The 18,536-nt window shown below is 67.1% G+C and carries 8 protein-coding genes; 7 read left to right on the top strand and 1 reads right to left on the bottom strand.

Going from position 1 to position 18,536, the window contains the following annotated elements; genetic code table 11:
• Positions 1-515: 515 nt before the first annotated feature.
• From ACRYM6_RS11630 to ACRYM6_RS11615, 4 genes are all read left to right on the top strand, one after another.
• Positions 516-3,986, top strand: a complete 3,471-nt coding sequence (locus ACRYM6_RS11630; protein ID WP_432543035.1) for a helicase-related protein — start codon at positions 516-518, stop codon at positions 3,984-3,986.
• 51 nt (positions 3,987-4,037) lie between these two features.
• On the top strand, positions 4,038-6,803 hold the full coding sequence (locus ACRYM6_RS11625) for a DUF1156 domain-containing protein (protein WP_432543034.1): 2,766 nt from the start codon (positions 4,038-4,040) through the stop codon (positions 6,801-6,803).
• 9 nt (positions 6,804-6,812) lie between these two features.
• Positions 6,813-10,244, top strand: a complete 3,432-nt coding sequence (locus tag ACRYM6_RS11620; protein ID WP_432543033.1) for a Swt1 family HEPN domain-containing protein — start codon at positions 6,813-6,815, stop codon at positions 10,242-10,244.
• A 232-nt stretch (positions 10,245-10,476) separates the two neighbouring features.
• On the top strand, positions 10,477-12,390 hold the full coding sequence (locus tag ACRYM6_RS11615; protein WP_432543032.1) for a hypothetical protein: 1,914 nt from the start codon (positions 10,477-10,479) through the stop codon (positions 12,388-12,390).
• A gap of 644 nt (positions 12,391-13,034) precedes the next feature.
• On the opposite strand, the gene ACRYM6_RS11610 is transcribed toward ACRYM6_RS11615, so the two are convergent.
• Positions 13,035-13,352 carry a hypothetical protein gene (locus tag ACRYM6_RS11610; protein WP_432543031.1) on the bottom strand — a complete coding sequence of 106 codons (318 nt, stop codon included), beginning with the start codon at positions 13,350-13,352 and terminating at the stop codon, positions 13,035-13,037.
• Positions 13,353-13,550: 198 nt separating this feature from the next.
• On the opposite strand from ACRYM6_RS11610, the gene zorA reads away from it, so the two are divergent.
• The 3 genes from zorA to ACRYM6_RS11595 are packed head-to-tail and all read left to right on the top strand — an operon-like array spanning position 13,551 to position 18,534.
• Positions 13,551-16,253: an anti-phage ZorAB system protein ZorA gene (zorA, locus tag ACRYM6_RS11605; RefSeq protein ID WP_432543030.1), complete on the top strand. Its 2,703-nt coding sequence runs from the start codon at positions 13,551-13,553 to the stop codon at positions 16,251-16,253.
• 50 nt (positions 16,254-16,303) lie between these two features.
• Complete coding sequence (locus ACRYM6_RS11600) at positions 16,304-17,038, top strand: OmpA/MotB family protein (RefSeq protein ID WP_432543029.1); 735 nt, start codon at positions 16,304-16,306, stop codon at positions 17,036-17,038.
• A 20-nt stretch (positions 17,039-17,058) separates the two neighbouring features.
• Positions 17,059-18,534: an EH signature domain-containing protein gene (locus ACRYM6_RS11595; protein ID WP_432543028.1), complete on the top strand. Its 1,476-nt coding sequence runs from the start codon at positions 17,059-17,061 to the stop codon at positions 18,532-18,534.
• Positions 18,535-18,536: the final 2 nt, after the last annotated feature.

Raw genomic sequence — 18,536 nt, 5'->3', positions numbered from 1 at the left:
GGGTGCTGCTCGGGGCAGTCGGGGTGCTCATGCGCGGGTCTTCCTCGTGGTGCCGGGCCGCCGCTGCCTGGCGGGTCATCTCCACTGTGCCCGATGAGTCGGACACGGGGAGTGGCGATGACTGGTTCGGTGGAGCAAGCTCACTGGACGATCATGGGAGGTGACGGAGGGGAGCGCGCCATGAGGTCGGAGGCATCTCGACTGTTCAACAGCCTGTTGGCGCTGTCGGCGCACCTGTGACGTTGCTTCCCACTTCGACTTGCTCGTCGAGCCGGCACCGCCACCGGCCACGGGAGCCGCAAGCGTTCGTCACGTCGAGTGACACGTACGGGGTACGTGAATCACAGGCATGGGGCAGACTGATCCAGTGCTTCGAGCAATGAGAAGCCTGAGCGACGCGGCCGTCATCAGCTCTCGCATGAGCGGGGGCGGCAGGTCAGGCTTGCCGCCAGTCAGAGCACACCGGTGCCCGTGATCACCGGGCCAGTGGCTGCCCCCGTCATCGAGGCGGGCGTGTGACGACCCTGGAGACGCTGGTCGCCGGAGCGCACGTCCACGGCGTCCGCAACGGCGTCGCCGTGGAGGTGCTCGCCACCACCTGGCACGGCGCCGATGCTCTCACCCTGACCTACCGGGCACCGGACGGCTCGCTCGGCGACCAGCTCCTCTACCGGGCGGACGAGCACCGGCTCGCGTTGACCAGCGGACCGCTGCGCTGGACCTTCGACGCTGACGCCGCAGACTTCCGGCTGGCGGCGGAGGTGCTTCGCATCCGGATGGCTGGTCTCTACGACCCGATGATCGCGGTGACGTCCAGCGACATCGACCCCCTGCCGCACCAGATCCGCGCCGTCTACGGCGAGCTGCTGCCCCGCACGCCGCTGCGCTTCCTCCTCGCCGACGACCCTGGCGCCGGCAAGACGATCATGGCCGGTCTCTACGCCCGGGAGCTGATGCTGCGCGGAGACCTCGCACGGTGCCTCATCGTGGCGCCGGGCAGCCTGGTGGAGCAGTGGCAGGTGGAGCTGGCGACCCGCTTCGGGTTGGACTTCGCCGTGCTGGCCCCGTCGCCGGCCGAGGTGGTGAGCGGCACGGCGTTCGATGCTCATCCGCTGGCGATCGCTCGGATGGACGTCCTGGCTCGGCGGCCGGAGCTGCTGGACGGCCTGCGCCGGACCGACTGGGACCTGGTCGTCGTGGACGAGGCGCACCGGATGTCCGCCACGTACGCCGGTACGGAGGTCAAGACCACCAAGCGCTACGAGCTGGGCCGGGTCCTCGGCACGGTCGCCCGGCACCTGCTGCTGATGACCGCCACCCCGCACGCGGGTAAGGAGGACGAGTTCCAGCTGTTCCTGGCGCTGCTCGACGCCGACCGCTTCGAGGGTCGCTACCGCCAGGGCGTGCACTCCGCCGACACCACCGGGCTGATGCGCCGCATGGTCAAGGAGGACCTGCTCACCTTCGAGGGCAAGCCGCTCTTCCCCGAGCGGCGCGCCGAGACGGTCCCGTTCGCACTCTCCCCGCTGGAGGAGGACCTCTACGAAGAGGTCACCCGCTACGTCCGCGACGAGATGACGCGCGCCGACACACTCCAGGCCGAGGGTGAGAGCCAGCGCTCGCGGACGGTGGGCTTCGCCTTGACCGTGCTGCAGCGGCGCCTGGCGTCCAGCCCCGAGGCGATCCACCGCTCCCTGCAGCGCCGCCGCGCCCGGTTGCAGGCTCGCCGGGAGGAGATGGCCGCCGGGGCGGTGACCTCCCCGCTGGAGGCGTCGCTGGAGTCGAGCCTGGCGAACCTGGCGCTGGACGACCCCGACGACCTGACTGCGGCCGAGGCGGAGCACGTGGAGGAAGGTGTCGTCGACGCGGCCACCGCCGCGCGGACGGTCGCCGAGCTGGACGCCGAGATCGTGGTCCTCGAGCAGCTCGAAGTCTTGTCAGCCCGGGTGCTGGCGGCGGGGACGGACACCAAGTGGGTCAGCCTGCGAGGGCTGTTCGACGACCAGCAGCTGCTGACCCGGGAGAACGGCGCGCTGCGCAAGCTCATCGTCTTCACCGAGCACCGCGACACCTTGACCTACCTGGCAGGCCGGATCGGCAACCTCATCGGCCGCGACGACGCCGTGGTCACGATCCACGGCGGAGTGCCGCGCGAGGAGCGGCTTCGGGTGCGCGAGCGCTTCACGCAGGACGAGACCTGCCAGGTCCTCGTGGCGACCGACGCGGCTGGCGAGGGTCTCAACCTCCAGGTCGCGCACCTGATGGTGAACTACGACCTGCCGTGGAACCCCAACCGGCTGGAGCAGCGCTTCGGCCGCATCCACCGCATCGGCCAGCGTGAGGTGTGCCGGCTGTGGAACCTCGTGGCCCATGAGACGCGCGAGGGGCAGGTGTTCGTCCGGCTGCTGGAGAAGGCGGAGGAGCAGCGCCGCGCCTACGGCGGCCGACTGTTCGACGTGCTCGGCAACGCCTTCCAGGACCGACCGCTGCGCGAGCTGCTCGTCGACGCTATTCGCTACGGCGACCAGCCGGAGCGGCAGGCGGAGCTCGACGCGGTCGTCGACGCCCAAGTGGCCGACGGGCTGAAGGAGCTGCTCGCAGAACGCGCCCTGCACGAGACACGCGCCGCGGAGGTCGACGTCGCCGCACTGCGGCGGCAGATGGACGAGGCCCGGGCGCGGCGGCTGCAACCTCACTTCGTGCAGCGCTGCGCCACCGAAGCGTTCACCCGTCTGGGTGGCCGGCTCGCGCCCCGTGAGGCAGGACGCTTCGAGATCCCCAACGTGCCGTCCGCCATCCTGGCGCGCGCCACCCGGCCGCACGCCGCCGTGACCCACCGGTACGCGCGGGTGACGTTCGACCCGGCCCGGCTCGAAGCCCGCGACGCCCCACGAGCGGAGCTGCTCGCCCCGGGGCACCCGTTGCTCGACGCGGTGCTGGACGCCGCCCAGGAGCGGTGGGGTGGCGTGCTGGAGCGGGGGGCAGCCCTGCTGGATCCGCGCGACCCCGGCACCGAACCGCGGCTGGTGGTGGCGGTGCTGGAGGAGGTCGTCAACGGCTTCGACGCGGTGGTGAGCAAGCGGTTCGCGTACGTCACGCTGACACCCTCGGGCACGGCCACGGCGTCGGGCGCCGCCCCGTACCTGGATGCCGAGCCGCTGCCCGATGAGGCCGCCGATCTGGTGGACGACGTGCTGGCTCAGCCGTGGCTCGCTGGGGGAGTGGAGCAGGCGGTGACGCAGTGGGCGGTGCAGGAGAGTCTGCCGCGGCACGTGACCGAGCTACGGGACCGGCTGGTGCCGGGCATCCACCGCACCCGAGCGGCCGTGCGACAGCGGCTGGACCAGGAGGTCAGCACCTGGTGGGCCACGGCGTCCAAGCTCCGGGCCGAGGAAGCCGCGGGCAGGCAGGGCCGCACCTCCGCCCGGCGCGCCGAGCGGCGTGCGGAGGAGCTGGAGAAGCGGCGGGAGAAGCGCCTGACGCAGCTCGCCGCGGAGGAACAGCTCACCGCCCGGCCCCCGCGGATCGTCGGCGCGGCCCTCGTGCTGCCGGCCGGGCTGGTCGGCACTGCCGCACCGCTAGGACAGCACCCGGTGGACACGCGCATCACCGAACGCCGGGCCGTGGACGCGGTCCTCGCCGCGGAGCGTGCGCTGGGGCGGGAGCCGGTGGAGATGCCGCACAGCAACCCCGGCTACGACGTCGAGTCCACCGGCCCCGACGGGCACTTACTGCTCCTCGAGGTCAAGGGGCGCGTCGCCGGCGCGGACGACTTCACCGTCACCGCGAACGAGGTGCTTTTCGCCAAGAACGCGGGTGACCGGTACCGGTTGGCGATGGTGGAGGTTTCACCCGACGGGCCCGAGCACGACCGGGTGCGCTATCTGGCCAACCCCTTCCGTGATACCGAGCTCGGCTCCTTCGCCGCCACCGCCGTGCGCGGCAACTGGCCCGTTACCTGGGGGAGGGCCTCCGTGCCGTTCTGACCGCTCCCCGCCCCATCGCGTACCAGTCAGTCCCTGCGTCGAGGAAGTGCCATGTCCGACAGCCCCGCTCCCGTCCCGCGCCGCAAGCTCATCGAGGTCGCCTTGCCGCTGGAAACCATCAACCGCGAGTCCGCGCGGGAGAAGTCCATCCGGCACGGTCACCCCTCCACTCTGCACCTGTGGTGGGCACGCCGGCCCTTGGCGGCCGCGCGGGCGGTCCTCTTCGCGCAGCTGGTCGACGACCCGTCCTCGCACCCGGACAAGTTCCCCACCGAGGAGGATCAGGCGCGCGAACGTAAGCGCCTGCACGCCCTCATCGAGGAACTCGTCGTGTGGGAGAACGCCGGCAACGAGAAGCTGCTCAAGGCCGCGCACGAGGAGATCCTCAAGTCCACCGACGGCAACCCACCGCCCATCCTCGATCCGTTCGCCGGGGGCGGCACGATCCCGCTGGAGGCACAGCGCCTCGGGTTGGAGGCGCACGCCTCCGACCTCAACCCCGTTGCGGTGCTCATCAACAAGGCGCTCATCGAAATTCCGCCGAAGTTCGCGGGGCAACCGCCGGTGCACCCCGATGCGCCGAAGTCGGATCACTGGCCGCGGGCGACGGGGCTCGCAGAAGACGTGCGGCGGTACGGGCAGTGGATGCGCGATGAGGCGGAGAAGCGCATTGGTCATCTTTACCCGAAGGTAAAGCTCGGTGACGGTACCGACGCTACGGTCATCGCGTGGATTTGGACGCGAACAGTGACGTGTCCGAATCCTGCTTGTGGAATTCGGATGCCACTGGTGCGCTCATGGTGGCTAGGAAAGAGAAAGGGCAGAGAAGCTTATGTGGTTCCCCGCGTGGTGGACGGCAAAGTGCAGTTCACTATTGGGCGCAACATCAAATGCGGACCAGGTAAGGATGAGGATGGGACGGTCAGTCGAACCGGCGCTATTTGCGTAGGTTGTGGTGCAGCTGTTAATCGAGAACACATCAAACACGAGGGAGTAGCGGGCCGTCTTGGCGTGCAGCTGATGGCGACGGTGGCAGAGCATCGACGGTCGCGTGTCTACTTAGAACCCTCCGAAGCTCAGGAAGACCTGGCCATGGTGACGCGGCCAGACGAGGTCCCTAGTCAAGAGATGGCATATGATCCGAGAAACATCTGGGTGCCTCCCTACGGATTGACCTCCTTTGCGGACCTATTCAGCTCTCGTCAGTTGACAATGCTGTGCACCTTTAGTGACTTAGTGAGTGAGGTGCGCGAACGCATCGCCATCGATGGGCAAGGCGCCGGAAAGACTATCTCTTCTGGCGTTTCTTCTGAGGAGTACGCTGTCGCGGTCTCCACCTACTTGGGCCTCTGCGCGTCCAAAATGGCCGTTTTTCATTGTACGTTGGCTCGTTGGCGAGCGGATGCTGACAAGAGTGCTCCAGCATTCGGTCGTCAAGCCATTGCAATGACTTGGGATTACGCTGAAGTTACCCCATTCTCGGGAGCGGGTGGAGACTGGAGCGGCGTCGTACAAGGTGCAGCTGATGCCATAGCAAAGAATGCGGGGCATGGGCGTGGCGCAGTTAAGCACTCGTCCGCGCAGGCGGCTTCATTCTCTGGAGTCTTGAGCACGGATCCTCCATACTATGACAACATTGAGTACGCCAACTTGTCCGATTTTTCTTATGTATGGCTTCGTCGATCTTTGAAGTCTTTGTACCCAGACCTGTTGGCAACGATGCTGACACCCAAATCCGATGAACTTGTGGCGAATCCGTACCGCCACGGGGGACCTGATTCGGCGCGCGCATTCTTTGAATCGGGTTTCCGTGAGGTATTTAGCCGAGTCCGCGATGAGGCGAATACAGCTTTCCCGATGACTGTTTACTACGCCTTCAAGCAGTCAGAATCAGACGTCATGGGCGAAGCTTCCAAGGGTTGGGAAACACTGCTGCATGGAATGATCCGGTCCGGATGGGCTGTGACGTCTACATGGCCCCTGCGTACTGAAATGGCTACTCGAATGGTTGGCCGAAATACCAATGCTCTTGCTTCCTCCATCGTCTTGTCGCTTCGTCCGCGGTCGCACGATGCTTCGATCATCGACCGTCGAGGATTTGTTGCGAACCTTCATCGCGACTTGCCTGACGCCTTGCGTAAGTTGCAACAGGGCGCCATTGCCCCAGTGGACCTGCCCCAAGCTGCAATTGGGCCGGGCATGGCAACGTACTCTCAGTACGCGCAAGTATTGGAAGACGATGGTTCCTCTATGACAGTGCGCGACGCTTTGGCGCGCATCAATGAGGTGCTGGACGAGGTGCTAGCTGAGCAGGAGGGCGATTTCGACACCGATACCCGCTTCGCCATCGCATGGTTCCGCCAGCACGGCTTCGACGCGGGCGACTTCGGGTCCGCCGACAGCCTTGCTCGAGCCCGCAACTCCTCCGTGCAGCGCCTGGCTCGCCTCGGCATCCTTCGTAGCGGCGGCGGCAGCGTGCAGCTGCTGCGCCCGGACGAGCTGTCCGAGACATTCGAGCCTGGCCCGCACGACACCGTCACCGCATGGGAGTTCGTGCTGCGTCTCGCGCACGCCGTCACCACCGAGGGCATTCCCGGCATGGCGAAGGTCATGGCGTACGCCGACCGCGTTGGCAACGCGGACACCGCCAAGGAGCTGGGCTTCCTGCTGTTTTCCATCGCGGAGGACCGCAAGCTCACCGAGGTCGCCGTGATGTTCAACGCCCTCGTCACCGCCTGGAACGAGGCGGCCACCCAAGTGCAGCTCGCCCCCGCCGGCCCGCTGCAGGCGGCCTTCGACTTCGACACTGAGAGCTGAGGCACCACCGTGGCACTGAGCAACCGCGACCGCGTGGGCAAGACCCTCGATCTCCTCGCTGAAGGACTCGACCCGTTCATCGCCCAGGTCCTCGCTCCGGAAACACCCGAGGGGCAAGACTGGTCGATCCTCATCGCCGCACGCGATGCCCGGAAGGTCAGGGAGGCCGGTGGGGCACCTCGCACCTACGACCGCCGTGACCTCCAAGTGCAGCTCCGCGTGCTCACCGAGAAGGTCACCGCCCAGATCAAGCCCAACTGGTACCCCTTCAACGAGCACCTCTCCCGTGTTGAGGAGAGCTTCGCCAGCGAGCTGCGCGACGTCCGCAACAAGTGGGCGCACCACCAGCCGTTCAGCACCGACGACGCCTACCGCGCGCTCGACACTACCGAGCGCCTCCTGCGCGCGGTCGGTGATCCTGGCCGCGCCGATGAGGTGAAGCAGCTCCGCATTGACCTCCGCCGCGTCAGCGCTGCCGAGGAGGTGCGACGAGTCGTCCCGGCGGCGCTTGAGCTTGACACCGCCGGTCTGCTGCCGTGGCGAGAGGTCCTCCAGCCGCACGACGACGTCCGCTCTGGCAATTTCCGGGCCGCCGAGTTCGCTGCCGACCTCCATACCGTCGCCATGGCCTCCCAAGGGAAGCTGGCGCCAGGTGTCACCGCGGACGGCGACTACACGGACCCGATCCAGTTCTTCGGGCGGACGTACCTCACCGACGGCCTCAAAACCCTGCTCTCCGGAGCGGTCGCTCGCGTCAGCGGCGACATGAACGCCGCACCCGTCGTCAACCTGCAGACCAACTTCGGTGGCGGCAAGACGCACTCGATGCTGGCCCTCTGGCACATCGTCTCCGGTCACGCCCTCGTCGACTTCCCCCAGGACGTGCAGGAGCTTCTGCAAGGCTCCGGCCTCGACGCCGTCCGCGGTCGCGTGAAGCGGGTGGCCCTCGTCGGCAACCACCTGTCTGCTTCGGGCATCGGCGGCACTGATGGCGAGCCGCTGCGCCGCACCCTGTGGGGGGAGCTGGCGTGGCAGCTCGGTGGCCAGGATGGCTATGACATCGTCGCGGAGGCTGACCGCACGAGCACCAACCCCGCCGGTGCGCTAGACACTCTTCTCCAGCGCTACGCCCCGGCCGTCATCCTCATCGATGAGTGGGTCGCCTATGCACGGCAGCTCTATAGCAGCGACGACCGCGCCGGCGGCAGCTTCGATACCCAGTTCACCTTCGCGCAGACGCTCACCGAAGCCGTCAAGCGCACCCCGGGTGCGCTGCTCGTGATCTCCATCCCCGCCTCCAGCGACTCCCCGTACGCCGAGGGCACCGTCCACGATGAGGAGGTCGGGGGCCGCGGTGGACGCGAGGCCCTCGCTGCCTTGCAGAATGTCGTCCGGCGTGTTGCCGACCAGTGGCGTCCGGCCAGCGCTGAAGAGTCCTTCGAGATCGTCCGACGCCGGCTGTTCCTCCCGCCGAGCGGCGAGGCGCACGCACGGATCACCGCGACGGCCAAGGCCGTCGTCGACTTCTACCGCAAGCACTCCACCGACTTCCCCGGTGAGGTGCGCGACCAGGAGTACGTCGACCGCATCCGCCGCTGCTACCCCATTCATCCCGAGCTCTTCGACCGCCTCTACACCGACTGGTCGACGCTGGAGCGCTTCCAGCGCACCCGCGGTGTGCTGCGGCTCCTCAACACCGTCGTCAACTCCCTGTGGAAGAGCAACGACCCCTTCCCGCTCATCATGCCCGGCAGCGTGCCGCTGGCCGACCCCACGGTCATGACCGAGCTGACTCAGTACCTCGAGGACCAGTGGAAGGTGGTCATCGACGCCGACGTCGACGGTGAGGGCAGCACTCCTGCCCGCATCGATGACGAGAACCGGGCGCTCTTCGGCGCCCGCCAGGTCACCCGGCGTCTCGCCCGCACCGTCTTCTTCGGGGCAACCCCAACCCTCAAGGGGGCTCACCGGGGCATCGACCGCAGCCGCCTCTTCCTCGGCACGGCGCTACCTGGTGACGTACCCGGCAACTTCCACTCGGCCCTCGCCAAGCTCGGCGACCGGGCGACGTACTACTACGCCCTCGACAACCGGTCCTGGTTCCTCACGCAGGCCAACACCACCCGCGCAGCCCGCGACCACGCCGAGAACCTCCAGGCCGCCGACGTGTGGGCCGAGCTCGTCGATCGTCTTGCAAAGCAGCGTCGCAACGACCCCCGGGGCATCGCCGCGACCCACGTCACTGATGACCCCGGTGAGGTTCCCGACACGGACGAGGTGCGTCTGGTTATGCTGCACCCACGTGTCACGTACGACCGCAAGGCTGACGGCAAGTCGCCCGCTGCTCAGGCGTACCGGCGCATCGTGGAACACGTCGGCTCAGGACAGCGCACGAGGCGCAACATGGTCGTCGCCCTCGCCGCCGACACCAACCGCATGGCCGAGCTGGACGCCGCCGTGCGCGAGCACTTGGCCTGGAAGTGGGTCTACCAGAACGCCGACAGCAGCCTCGACCTCACCGCCCAGCAGAAGGAACAGGCCAAGGAACGCCGTGACCGTTCCGACCAGCTCGTCAGCGAGCGGCTCACGGCGACCTACCACTGGGTGCTCGCCGCGCAACAGCTCGACCCCACCCAGCCGTTCGACGTCATCGCCCACAAGGCCGAGGGGACGGCGAAGGACCTGGTAGAGCGTGCCGTCGTCAAGCTCGGCCAGGTCAACCAGCTCAGCACCCAGCGGGCGGCCACCCTGCTCCGCGTCGACCTGCGGGGACCGCTGGCGAAGGCGTGGGAAGCGGGACATCTCTCTTTCGGGACGCTGTGGGGCTACTACACGACGTACCCTTACCTCGCGCGGCTCAGCAAGCGCTTCGTGCTCGCCGAGGGTGTGCACGCCGCGGGTTCCGTCATCGGCTGGGAACAATCGACCTTCGCGCTCGCGGAGGGGTACGACGAGGACGCGGGCCGCTACATCGGCTTGTGGCTGCCCACCGACGACACTCCGCCGCCTCCCGCGACCGACAGCTTGCTGATCGTCAAGCCCGAGCCGGCGCAGAAGCAGCGAGACGACGAGGTAGTAGTGGGTCCTGGTCCTGGTCCTGGTCCTGGTCCTGGTCCTGGTCCGGGTCCTGGTCCGGGTCCGGGTCCGGGTCCGGGTCCGGGCCCTGGTCCTGGCCCTGGCCCCGGTCCTGTGCCTCCTGCTGCGCGGCGCACTCGCTACTGGGGCACCAAGCAGCTCGATCCGCAGTCCTACGCGCGGCAGCTGCACGTCATCCAGCAGGAAGTCATCGCCCAGCTCGCCGCTGTCGACGGCGTCGAGCTCGAGTTGCGGCTCGAAATCCAGGCGAAGGCACCCGGTGGTTTTGACGAGGCGAAGATCCGGACGGTGTCGGAGAACGCCACGACCTTGCGCTTCGACGACTCAGGCTTCGAGTCAAGCTGACCGCAGCTGACCGACCCAGGACTTGCTCAACCCGAACTTGAGCGTCACGGGTTCCGCCAAGGATTGATCACCGTTTGCGAGCGCACACGCCACCACACGGGGTTGAGAACACTGTCCTCACCCAGAAGCCAAGGTGGCCGACTGTGACCCGAGGCTCTACGTGATGTGTCGGGACACCCCGCCACGGTGCGAATCAAGATCCGAAGTTCCCTGATCGCTGACGGAGGCGGGTATGACACTGGGCTATCGGGCGGTCTTCCGCCTGCCTGAGACGACCGATGCGGTCGCGGTCGCCGACGACCAGATGCGGTCTTGGCTGCGCGGCAAGCTGAAGAGCGACCGCAAGCCGCGCAACGTCTTGACGAACGCCGACTGGGACGGTCCCGGGACCCATGAGACGGGTCCCGGAGCCCACCTGACGGTGGTCAGGCATGTCGGAACCGACGGCTCCGTGCGGCAGGCGCTCCGGCACGTCGAGGAGAGCGACGACGGTACGTGGACCGTGTCCGTCATCGCGGCCAACCTTTCCGGTGTGGAGCGCAACGCTCAGTCGCTCGTCATCGAGCTCGACGTCGGTGACGTCGACGCGGAGACCGCGGTGACCCGCGGATCAGCGCCCAACATCGTTCGGCACGTCCTCGAGGCGGTCGAGGTCCGTGACGGCGATACTCCTCTCCGACCTGCTCCCGTCATCGTCCACGCCTCAGACGTACCTGATCTCCTCCAAGCCATCCTCGATCCTGCGCGCAATGTGGCCGTCGTCGTTGCAGGCGCCATCCTCGGCGTACCGGTCGACCCGTGGCGCGACGCTTTGGACAGCCTCCTGAAGGAAAGTCGCGGTGTCTCCACGGGGTATGTGCTGACCGAAGCGGCGCACGCGGAGCTGGAGAAGCGGCTGCCGGACAGCCACCGCATCGAGCACAGCGGCATCCGCACGTTCGCGCCGCAGGTGGACCTCGACGACCCGGCCGACGGCCTGCGCCACCGCACCCTCGGACCCCGCACGATGGCGCGACACCTCAAGCGGACCGGCAAGGGGCTTCGCGTCACCGGGCATCTGCCTTTCGCTCACGCCCGGACATCCCGCCAACGGTTCCTCGACCGACCTCTGCCCCCTGACCTCTCCAGGACGCTTCGCATTCTGGGACGAGAGGAGATCTTGGCGCGCAGGACTCCTCTCCCCGAGGTGCCGGTCATCACGCGCCCGGAGGAGCCAGTCGCTCCTGTCGAGCCGGGGACCGTCACTACCGTCTGGGATGGCACGGAGCGGCGGGCTCGCCGCCTAGACGTGGTCGAGCTGGGCGTCGCAGAGCACGCGCGCGTGGTGCAGCTCCTGACCCGTCTCGGCGCTGACGGCTTCGAGCTCGAGCACTTGGACGTGGCTGATGCCTCGCTGCAACGACTGCGCAGTGACGCCGAGGCCACTGAGAGCTTCCTGGAGGACCTCGCGACCCTCGAAGCAGAGCGGAACGATGCGCGCGCCGAGCTTGAGATCCAGGAGCTGTTCACCGTCGACGAAGCCACGGCCCGCCGCCGCGCGGAGGCCCGGGTTCGTGAGCTGCAGCGACAGGTCGCGGCACTGGAAAGCAAACTACGGGCCGCCTCCGTCTACGACGTCTACGTCGACGTCTCGGAGGCCGAGGAGGAGGAGCCTGATGATGTCGAAGGCATCGTCGATCTTCTCACCGCCGGCTGCGGCAGCCGGATCTCTCAGTTCGTGGTCTTCACCGGCGAGCGGGAGAAGGCAGCCGCCGTGGACCTGCGCGACAACCAGCGCCGGCACCGGGGTGACTTGTGGGAGCAGATCCTCGTTCTCTACGACTACGCACGCACAAAGCACTCTGGGCCCGTCCAGGCCTACCTGGAGGACGAAACCGTCACTACGCGCAAGGTAACCCTGCGCAGGTATGCCAAGGGCGAATCAGAGACTGTCGTCAACAGCCCTCGGCTCTCCGCGCAGCGTGTCTTCCCCGTCCCCACCGAAGTGCACCCTGACGGGTGCGTAGCGATGTACGCGCACTTCAAGCCTCCAAGGTCAGACATGTTCGCCCCGCGTTTGCACTACTACGACGACACCCGGAAGACGGGGAAGGTCTACATCGGCTACATCGGGAAGCACCTCGACACGACGACGAAAGGCAATTGAGCGATCACCCCCGACGTCAGCAAAGAGGGAGCAGTGACCTTTGGCTGGTGGCTGTTAGAAGACTGATCGCTCATGAGCGAGCAGTGCACCAGTGCCTTGGAGCATGTGTGCGCCAGCACGCGAGCTGACAGTCGGCGATAGATCCACTTCGACAGCGTGAAGAAGCACATGGCTTGGCGGCGTCTCACGCCGCCTACCGGTACGGCGACGTCTACGAAGGATGTCGGGCGGCGATGATCGTCGACGTCATTGTGAGCTCGCAGCGCATGTAGACATCACGGGTGTTGCTCCTGGTTGCAGCGTTGGGCGGACAGCCGGGGTGCTGAGCATTGCCCACCCCGCAGAGACGGGCGGGGTGACCCCGGGCTGGGAGACGCCTCTCACGAGTCGATCCTCTCGGCGCCAATCCCTGTCCCGGCACGCCGATGAACTTAGCCTTGAACCCCGAAGCTCTCGTCAAGCACTGGGCGAGGAGCGCTGGGCCGATCTGGCTCGTCCCGAGCCAGATCCACTCATCGGGAGTGCGAAGGGCTTGCCGAGGCAGGAGCAAGCACGATGTCGCCCGATTTGAGGCGATGCCGTGTTCGATTAACCACACACGATCTTTGGGACGCAATCGGTCAATCCAGGTGACTCACGTGCTCTCAGAGTCGGTCGATCCAGGTGCTCTCCTCGCGGTCGTCCCACGACGTGGTGGAGCTCGCCGTCTTCGGCGTCACCGCTGCGAGCCGCTCCGCAACTGAGAGCGCCTCTGCATGGGTGAGCGATCGCAGAGACTCCACGGGACGGCCGGCAGCCGTCTCGATCGCACGCTGACGCTCGTCCATGGTCACTAGACCCAGACCGTCGAGGCTCTTGCGGAGGAGCGCCTCCTGCCACGGCGCGATCGGGGCGACGACCGCTTCGAGGTCTTCGACGCCTTCAGGCTCATCGTCTCCGAACAAGGACAGCTCTCCGGTCATGCCCTCAGCCTAGATCGGGACGATCGGCTCACCCGGAATCGAGGAGCGACGGCCGTGCAGTGCCCCGAGGCACCACGAGACGGCCGTTCGAGCGAATCACGGGGCTCGAGCTCACATCTGCTTGACAGCGATCCGACGTTCTAGACGGCCGCCAGATCCGGCCCCGCACCCACGCTGTCGATGCCAGGAAGAGGACCCATGAGTGACACAGGCATCGGCTTCGTCGAGCTGGTCGTCCCAGATGTCGGGGAGATCGTCGACGGCGGCGTGGAGTCGGTGACGCCGATCCTCTGGTTGATCATCCTCGGGCTCAGCGCCTGGGTCATCGCCGTGGCGTACCGCCGCGCGAGGCACGCCCTGAGGCTGGTGCGAGAAGCTATCCGACTCGCCAACTCGTCCACCAGCACGAGTGACCCGCGCGCCCGTCGAGCTGAGCTGGCGCTCGTCGCGTCTCGCCACTCCGCTGCGGTGCGCAGCGCCTGGGCGGACTTTGACGGAACTCTGGTGGCCTCCGGGACGTCCGTGCACGCGTCCGTCCCGGCCGAGAGCTTCTTCACCGAGCAGCGCTTCGCGCCCGGACTGATCGGCAACCGGGTGCTCGGTGCCGCACCGACCGTCCTGACCACCCTGGGGCTCTTCGGCACCTTCCTCGGCCTGACGGTGGGGCTGCGCGGACTCGATCTCGGCTCCACTCCCGAGGAACTGCGGGTAGGTATCCAAACGCTCGTCGACGGGGCGGCCCTAGGATTCACCGCCTCCTTGTGGGGCGTCTTCATGAGCTTGGTCACGAACGTCGTCCTGCGGCTGCGTGAGCGCAAGGTCCTGGAGGAGCTCCGCCGGCTCCAGGTGCGCATCGACGCGATCTTCCCCTTGAAGACACCTGAACAGTCCCTGTCCGACATCGCAGTCCACTCCAGCGACTCCAACGAGGCGCTCCAGGTGCTCCACGAGAAGGTCGGAAGTGCGCTCCAGGAGACCGTCCAGCACATCGGACAGGAGACGAGCAGAGCGGTCAGCGCATCGGTGAGCGAGGCGATCCACGACTCGCTGACCCCGATCATCCGAGAGCTGGCTGAGCGGAGCGTGGAGCACTCGGCTGAAGTCTTCAAGCTGGTCTCGGCGGAGCTGACCAGCTCCTTCCGCGAGATGGGGCTGTCCCTCGCCCACGAGTTGAAGTCGTCGTCCGAGTCCATGCGGTCCACGCTCGACCACATGGGCGTCGAGATGGCGCGCCACTCCGACGAGCACGCACAGCGCCTGGAGGCGATGCAGCTGACTGCCATCAAGCAGTCACGGCAGTTGCACGAAACCTCAGCTCAGGCGCTGGGTGAGCTGCAGCGAGCTGTTGCGGCGCACGTCGAGGAGGTTCGTGCGACGACTGCTCAGCAGCTGACCGAGCTCCAAGTCGTGGCGTCCGAGCAGGCGCGGCGCATGCAGGAGACGTCCACCCAGACTTTGAACGCTCTGCAGCGGGCATCCTCCGAACACCTGGAAGAGCTGCGGGCCACGACGGTCGAACAGTCCAGGGAGCTTCGAGACGCGGCGGCGGAGCAGGCACGTCACATGCGCGAAGCCACCACCACGGCTGTCGACGGGCTCCAGCGTGCGTCGGCATCGCACCTCGAAGAGCTCAGGACGGGAACCACTCAAACGTTGATCGAGCTCCAGTCCTCCGTGGCCGAACAGGCTCGTCGGATGCACGAGATGTCGGCAGCCGTCTTGGAGGAGACCAGCCGCGCGGCTACTCATCAGCTCGACGAGATTCGCACGACGACCACGCACCAGGCCAAGGAGCTGCAGTCCGCAGCAGCCGAGCAGGCTCGTCACATGCGCGAGGCCACGACGACGGCTGTCGACGGACTCCAGCGTGCGTCGGCGTCGCATCTCGAAGAGCTCAGGGTGGGAACTACTCAGACATTGAGCGATCTGCAATCGTCTGCGGTTGAGCAGGTCCGCGTGATGCACGAGGCCTCCATCGTCGCTCTGGAAAGGACGCAGCAAGCGACTGCTCATCAGCTTGATGAGATCCGCACGACGACCACGCACCAGGTCAAGGAGCTGCAGAGCGCAGCAGCCGAGCAGGCTCGTCACATGCAGGAGACGTCGACTCGGACTCTGGACGAACTGCAGCGGGCTGCGTCCGAGCAGGCTCGTCACATGCAGGAGACCTCGACCCGGACCCTGGACGATCTGCACCGGACCTCCGCACAGCAGCTCGAAGCGATCGGCACGATGACGACTCACCAGATGTCCGAGTTGCGGACCACGGTCACGACCCAGATGCGTGCTGTCAACGACGCCACTGAACGCCAGATGCGCATGCTGGACGAGTCGTTGCCGAAGGTCGTGGCCGGCCTCGAGCAGGCAGCCAGCGTCGTGGGGGCAGCTACGGGCGGCATGGAGTCCATCAGCGACAACCTCGCCCGGGTGGCGACCGAGATCGGGGGCACCAGCACTACGCTGGCCCGCATCCTCGCCGACGCCATCGAGACGATGGACGACCTCGCCGACAAGACGACCGAAGCCGCGACGGCTCTGGTCGACCAGCAGAGCACCGTTACTGAGCTCACGCAGAAGACCGCAGCGTCGGTCGAAGCGCTGCAGAAGGCGTCCAGTCTGCTCAAGAGCGGCTTCACCGACATGCGAGCCCATCAAGAGTCTTTCCTGGACAGCCTCAACCGGCAGCTGGTCGAGCACTCCAAGACCACCGCCGGTTGGCTGGCGGACTACGCGGAGCAGGTGAGCAAGCAGACCGGTCGTCGCATGACCGAGTGGGACGCTCAGACGGAGAAGTTCACGTCGAACATGCTCACGGCCATCGAGGCGCTCTCCCACGCCATCGACGAGTACGACACCGTCCGCCGCCTTCGCGGCGCCACCGAGCAGGCCTCGGCGGCATGAGTCGGCGCTTCATCGGGCGGTCCAGGCGCAGCGAGGGCGAAGAGGAGTCCGTGTGGATCTCCTTCGCCGACCTCATGACGGCACTGCTCACCGTCTTCATGTTGGCGGCCGTCGCCCTGGTGTTCTCCCTGACGCAGGAGCAGAGCGCCCTGGCCGACGCCAAGAAGGACGCCGCCGCGGCCAAAGCGCGCAACGACGCCTTCGACCAGGTCCTCGGCAGCCTCGGGACGAGCGAGCAGGTGCGCGCCGCGATGGTCGTCGAGATGCGTGATCGACTCTCCGCTGCGGGGGTCCAGGTGGAGACCGACCCGACGAACACCGTGCTGCGTGTCCCCACGGACCTCCTCGGCTTCGACAGCGGGTCGGCGGACATCAGGCCGGAGCACGAGGCCAACGCGCTTGCGATCGGGCAGGTCGTCGACGACGTCCTGCATGAGGGTGACCGGTACCTGCAGCTGGACACCGTCTTCATCGAAGGCCACACCGACGACGTGCCGATCGGCGGTGTCTACGGGGGCAACTGGGGCTTGTCCGCGAACCGTGCAATCTCCTTGTGGCGACTGTGGGAGGACAAGTTGCCCGCTGACTTGGGGACCCTCCACGGGCACACCGGCGAGCGGCTCTTCTCCGTGTCCGGTTACGCCGACACCCGCCCGGTCGTCCCGGTCCAGGTGACGCCGGAAGACCGTGCCGCGAACCGGCGCATCGACATCCGGTTCACCGAGCACAAGCTCTCCGAAGAGGAGATCGGTCAGATCCGCACGGCCGCGGGGATCGGCTCGTGAAGCTCCGTGCGCACCCTCCGGTGCCCCAGCTGACGCTGTCCCCGCGGTCGAACCAGGTGTGCGACGCATGGAACGAGCACGTCGAGCGCGTGGCAGCGCTCATCGACAGCGCCGGTACGGGACGCAACTTCACCGCCCTCGTCGCCGACGTGCGCCAGGTGTTGGATGCCGGCGACCCGGAGGCCATCGCGGCACGCCTGAGCGATCGTCGTGCCGTGCGGGCCGCCGCGACGGCCTGGGCCGAGGACGCGGAGCTCGCGCGGCGCACGCTGTCGGTGACCGTCGCACGGCTCGTGCAGCGCAGCGGTGTCTCGCGTCTGACGACCCTCCTGCTGGCGCATCTGTTCCTCGACCACCTCGACCGGCTCGACCGCTGGGACGACGGGTTGCAGGCGGTGCTGCGTGACGTCGTGCGGAACGCCGTCGCCGCCCTGCCCAGCCGCAACCACCTGGACGCGGTCGAGTCCCTCCGTCGGCAGGACGAGTACCTTTTCACCGCTCAAGGACCTCAGCTCCTGGCGACTCGCCTGGTGGCGGCCGGTGAGGATCTCAACCGGTGGTTCCGGGACGCGCTGCTGTCCGCCTACTCCACCACGCGCTTCGCCCGGGTCGCGCGCGATGAGTTCTACCTGGCGCGGATCGCCGCCGCCGATGCGGAGCGTGGCGACCACGCTTTCCTGTCAGCGATCACCGACGAGGTGATGGCTCGTCAGCGCACGGAGAACACCGATCGGGACGGCCTGTACTTCGGACACCGCATCCTGGTGGCACTGACCGACAAGGTAACGCGTCGCCCAAGCAGTGCCTGGTTGCAAGCTGTGCTGGACATCGGCGGTGACCCACGCTTCCAGCAGACCGAGTCCTGGCGCACGTGGTGGGCTGGCTTGCCGGAGGAGAATCGATCCCGTGCTGTCCGGTGGATGAGCGGCCTGAACCTGACCGCCTTCCTCGACGGCATCGAGACGTACGCGAACTCGAAGGACGAGTCCATGGAGCGCATGTTGAAGCGCCGGAAGCGGCTGCTGAACGGCCTCTACGAGCAGGACCGGATCGAGGACGTGCGCCTCGTGCTCGGGGCCGACATCGAGCGCTGGGTGCGTCGATCGGTGGCCGTCGGCCTGCAGGACGTGGCGCGGTTGGAGGGTCCAGGTCTGGCCGGTACCGCAGTCGTCTACGTGAACTGCGGCGACTTCTGCCTCGTCGAGGGCTCTCACAACTTCAGCTTGCACGTCTTCCTCGGTGGACCGCTGGAGCGGCTGGAGCAGCGCAGCAGGACGCGCTTCGACGCGGGCTACCTGCGTGACGAGCTGCCCGGCGCGCACGTGGCGCAGAACGGGCCAACGTCCCACACGACCATCAAGCACCACGCGAGCGGGTCGTGGATCAAGACTGCTCTCGACTTCCTCCGGAGGAACGGTGTTCGCCTCGATGAGCACGGTCTCATGACCAAGAACGACTTCGCCGAGCTGGCGCAGCGTCGAGCGAAGGCATGGTGAGT

Origin of the sequence: Kineococcus rugosus (genome assembly GCF_050871975.1) — a bacterium.
GTDB lineage: Bacteria > Actinomycetota > Actinomycetes > Actinomycetales > Kineococcaceae > Kineococcus.
The sequence above is the reverse complement of the archived record's forward strand: the minus strand, read 5'-3'. Positions and strand labels throughout refer to the sequence as shown.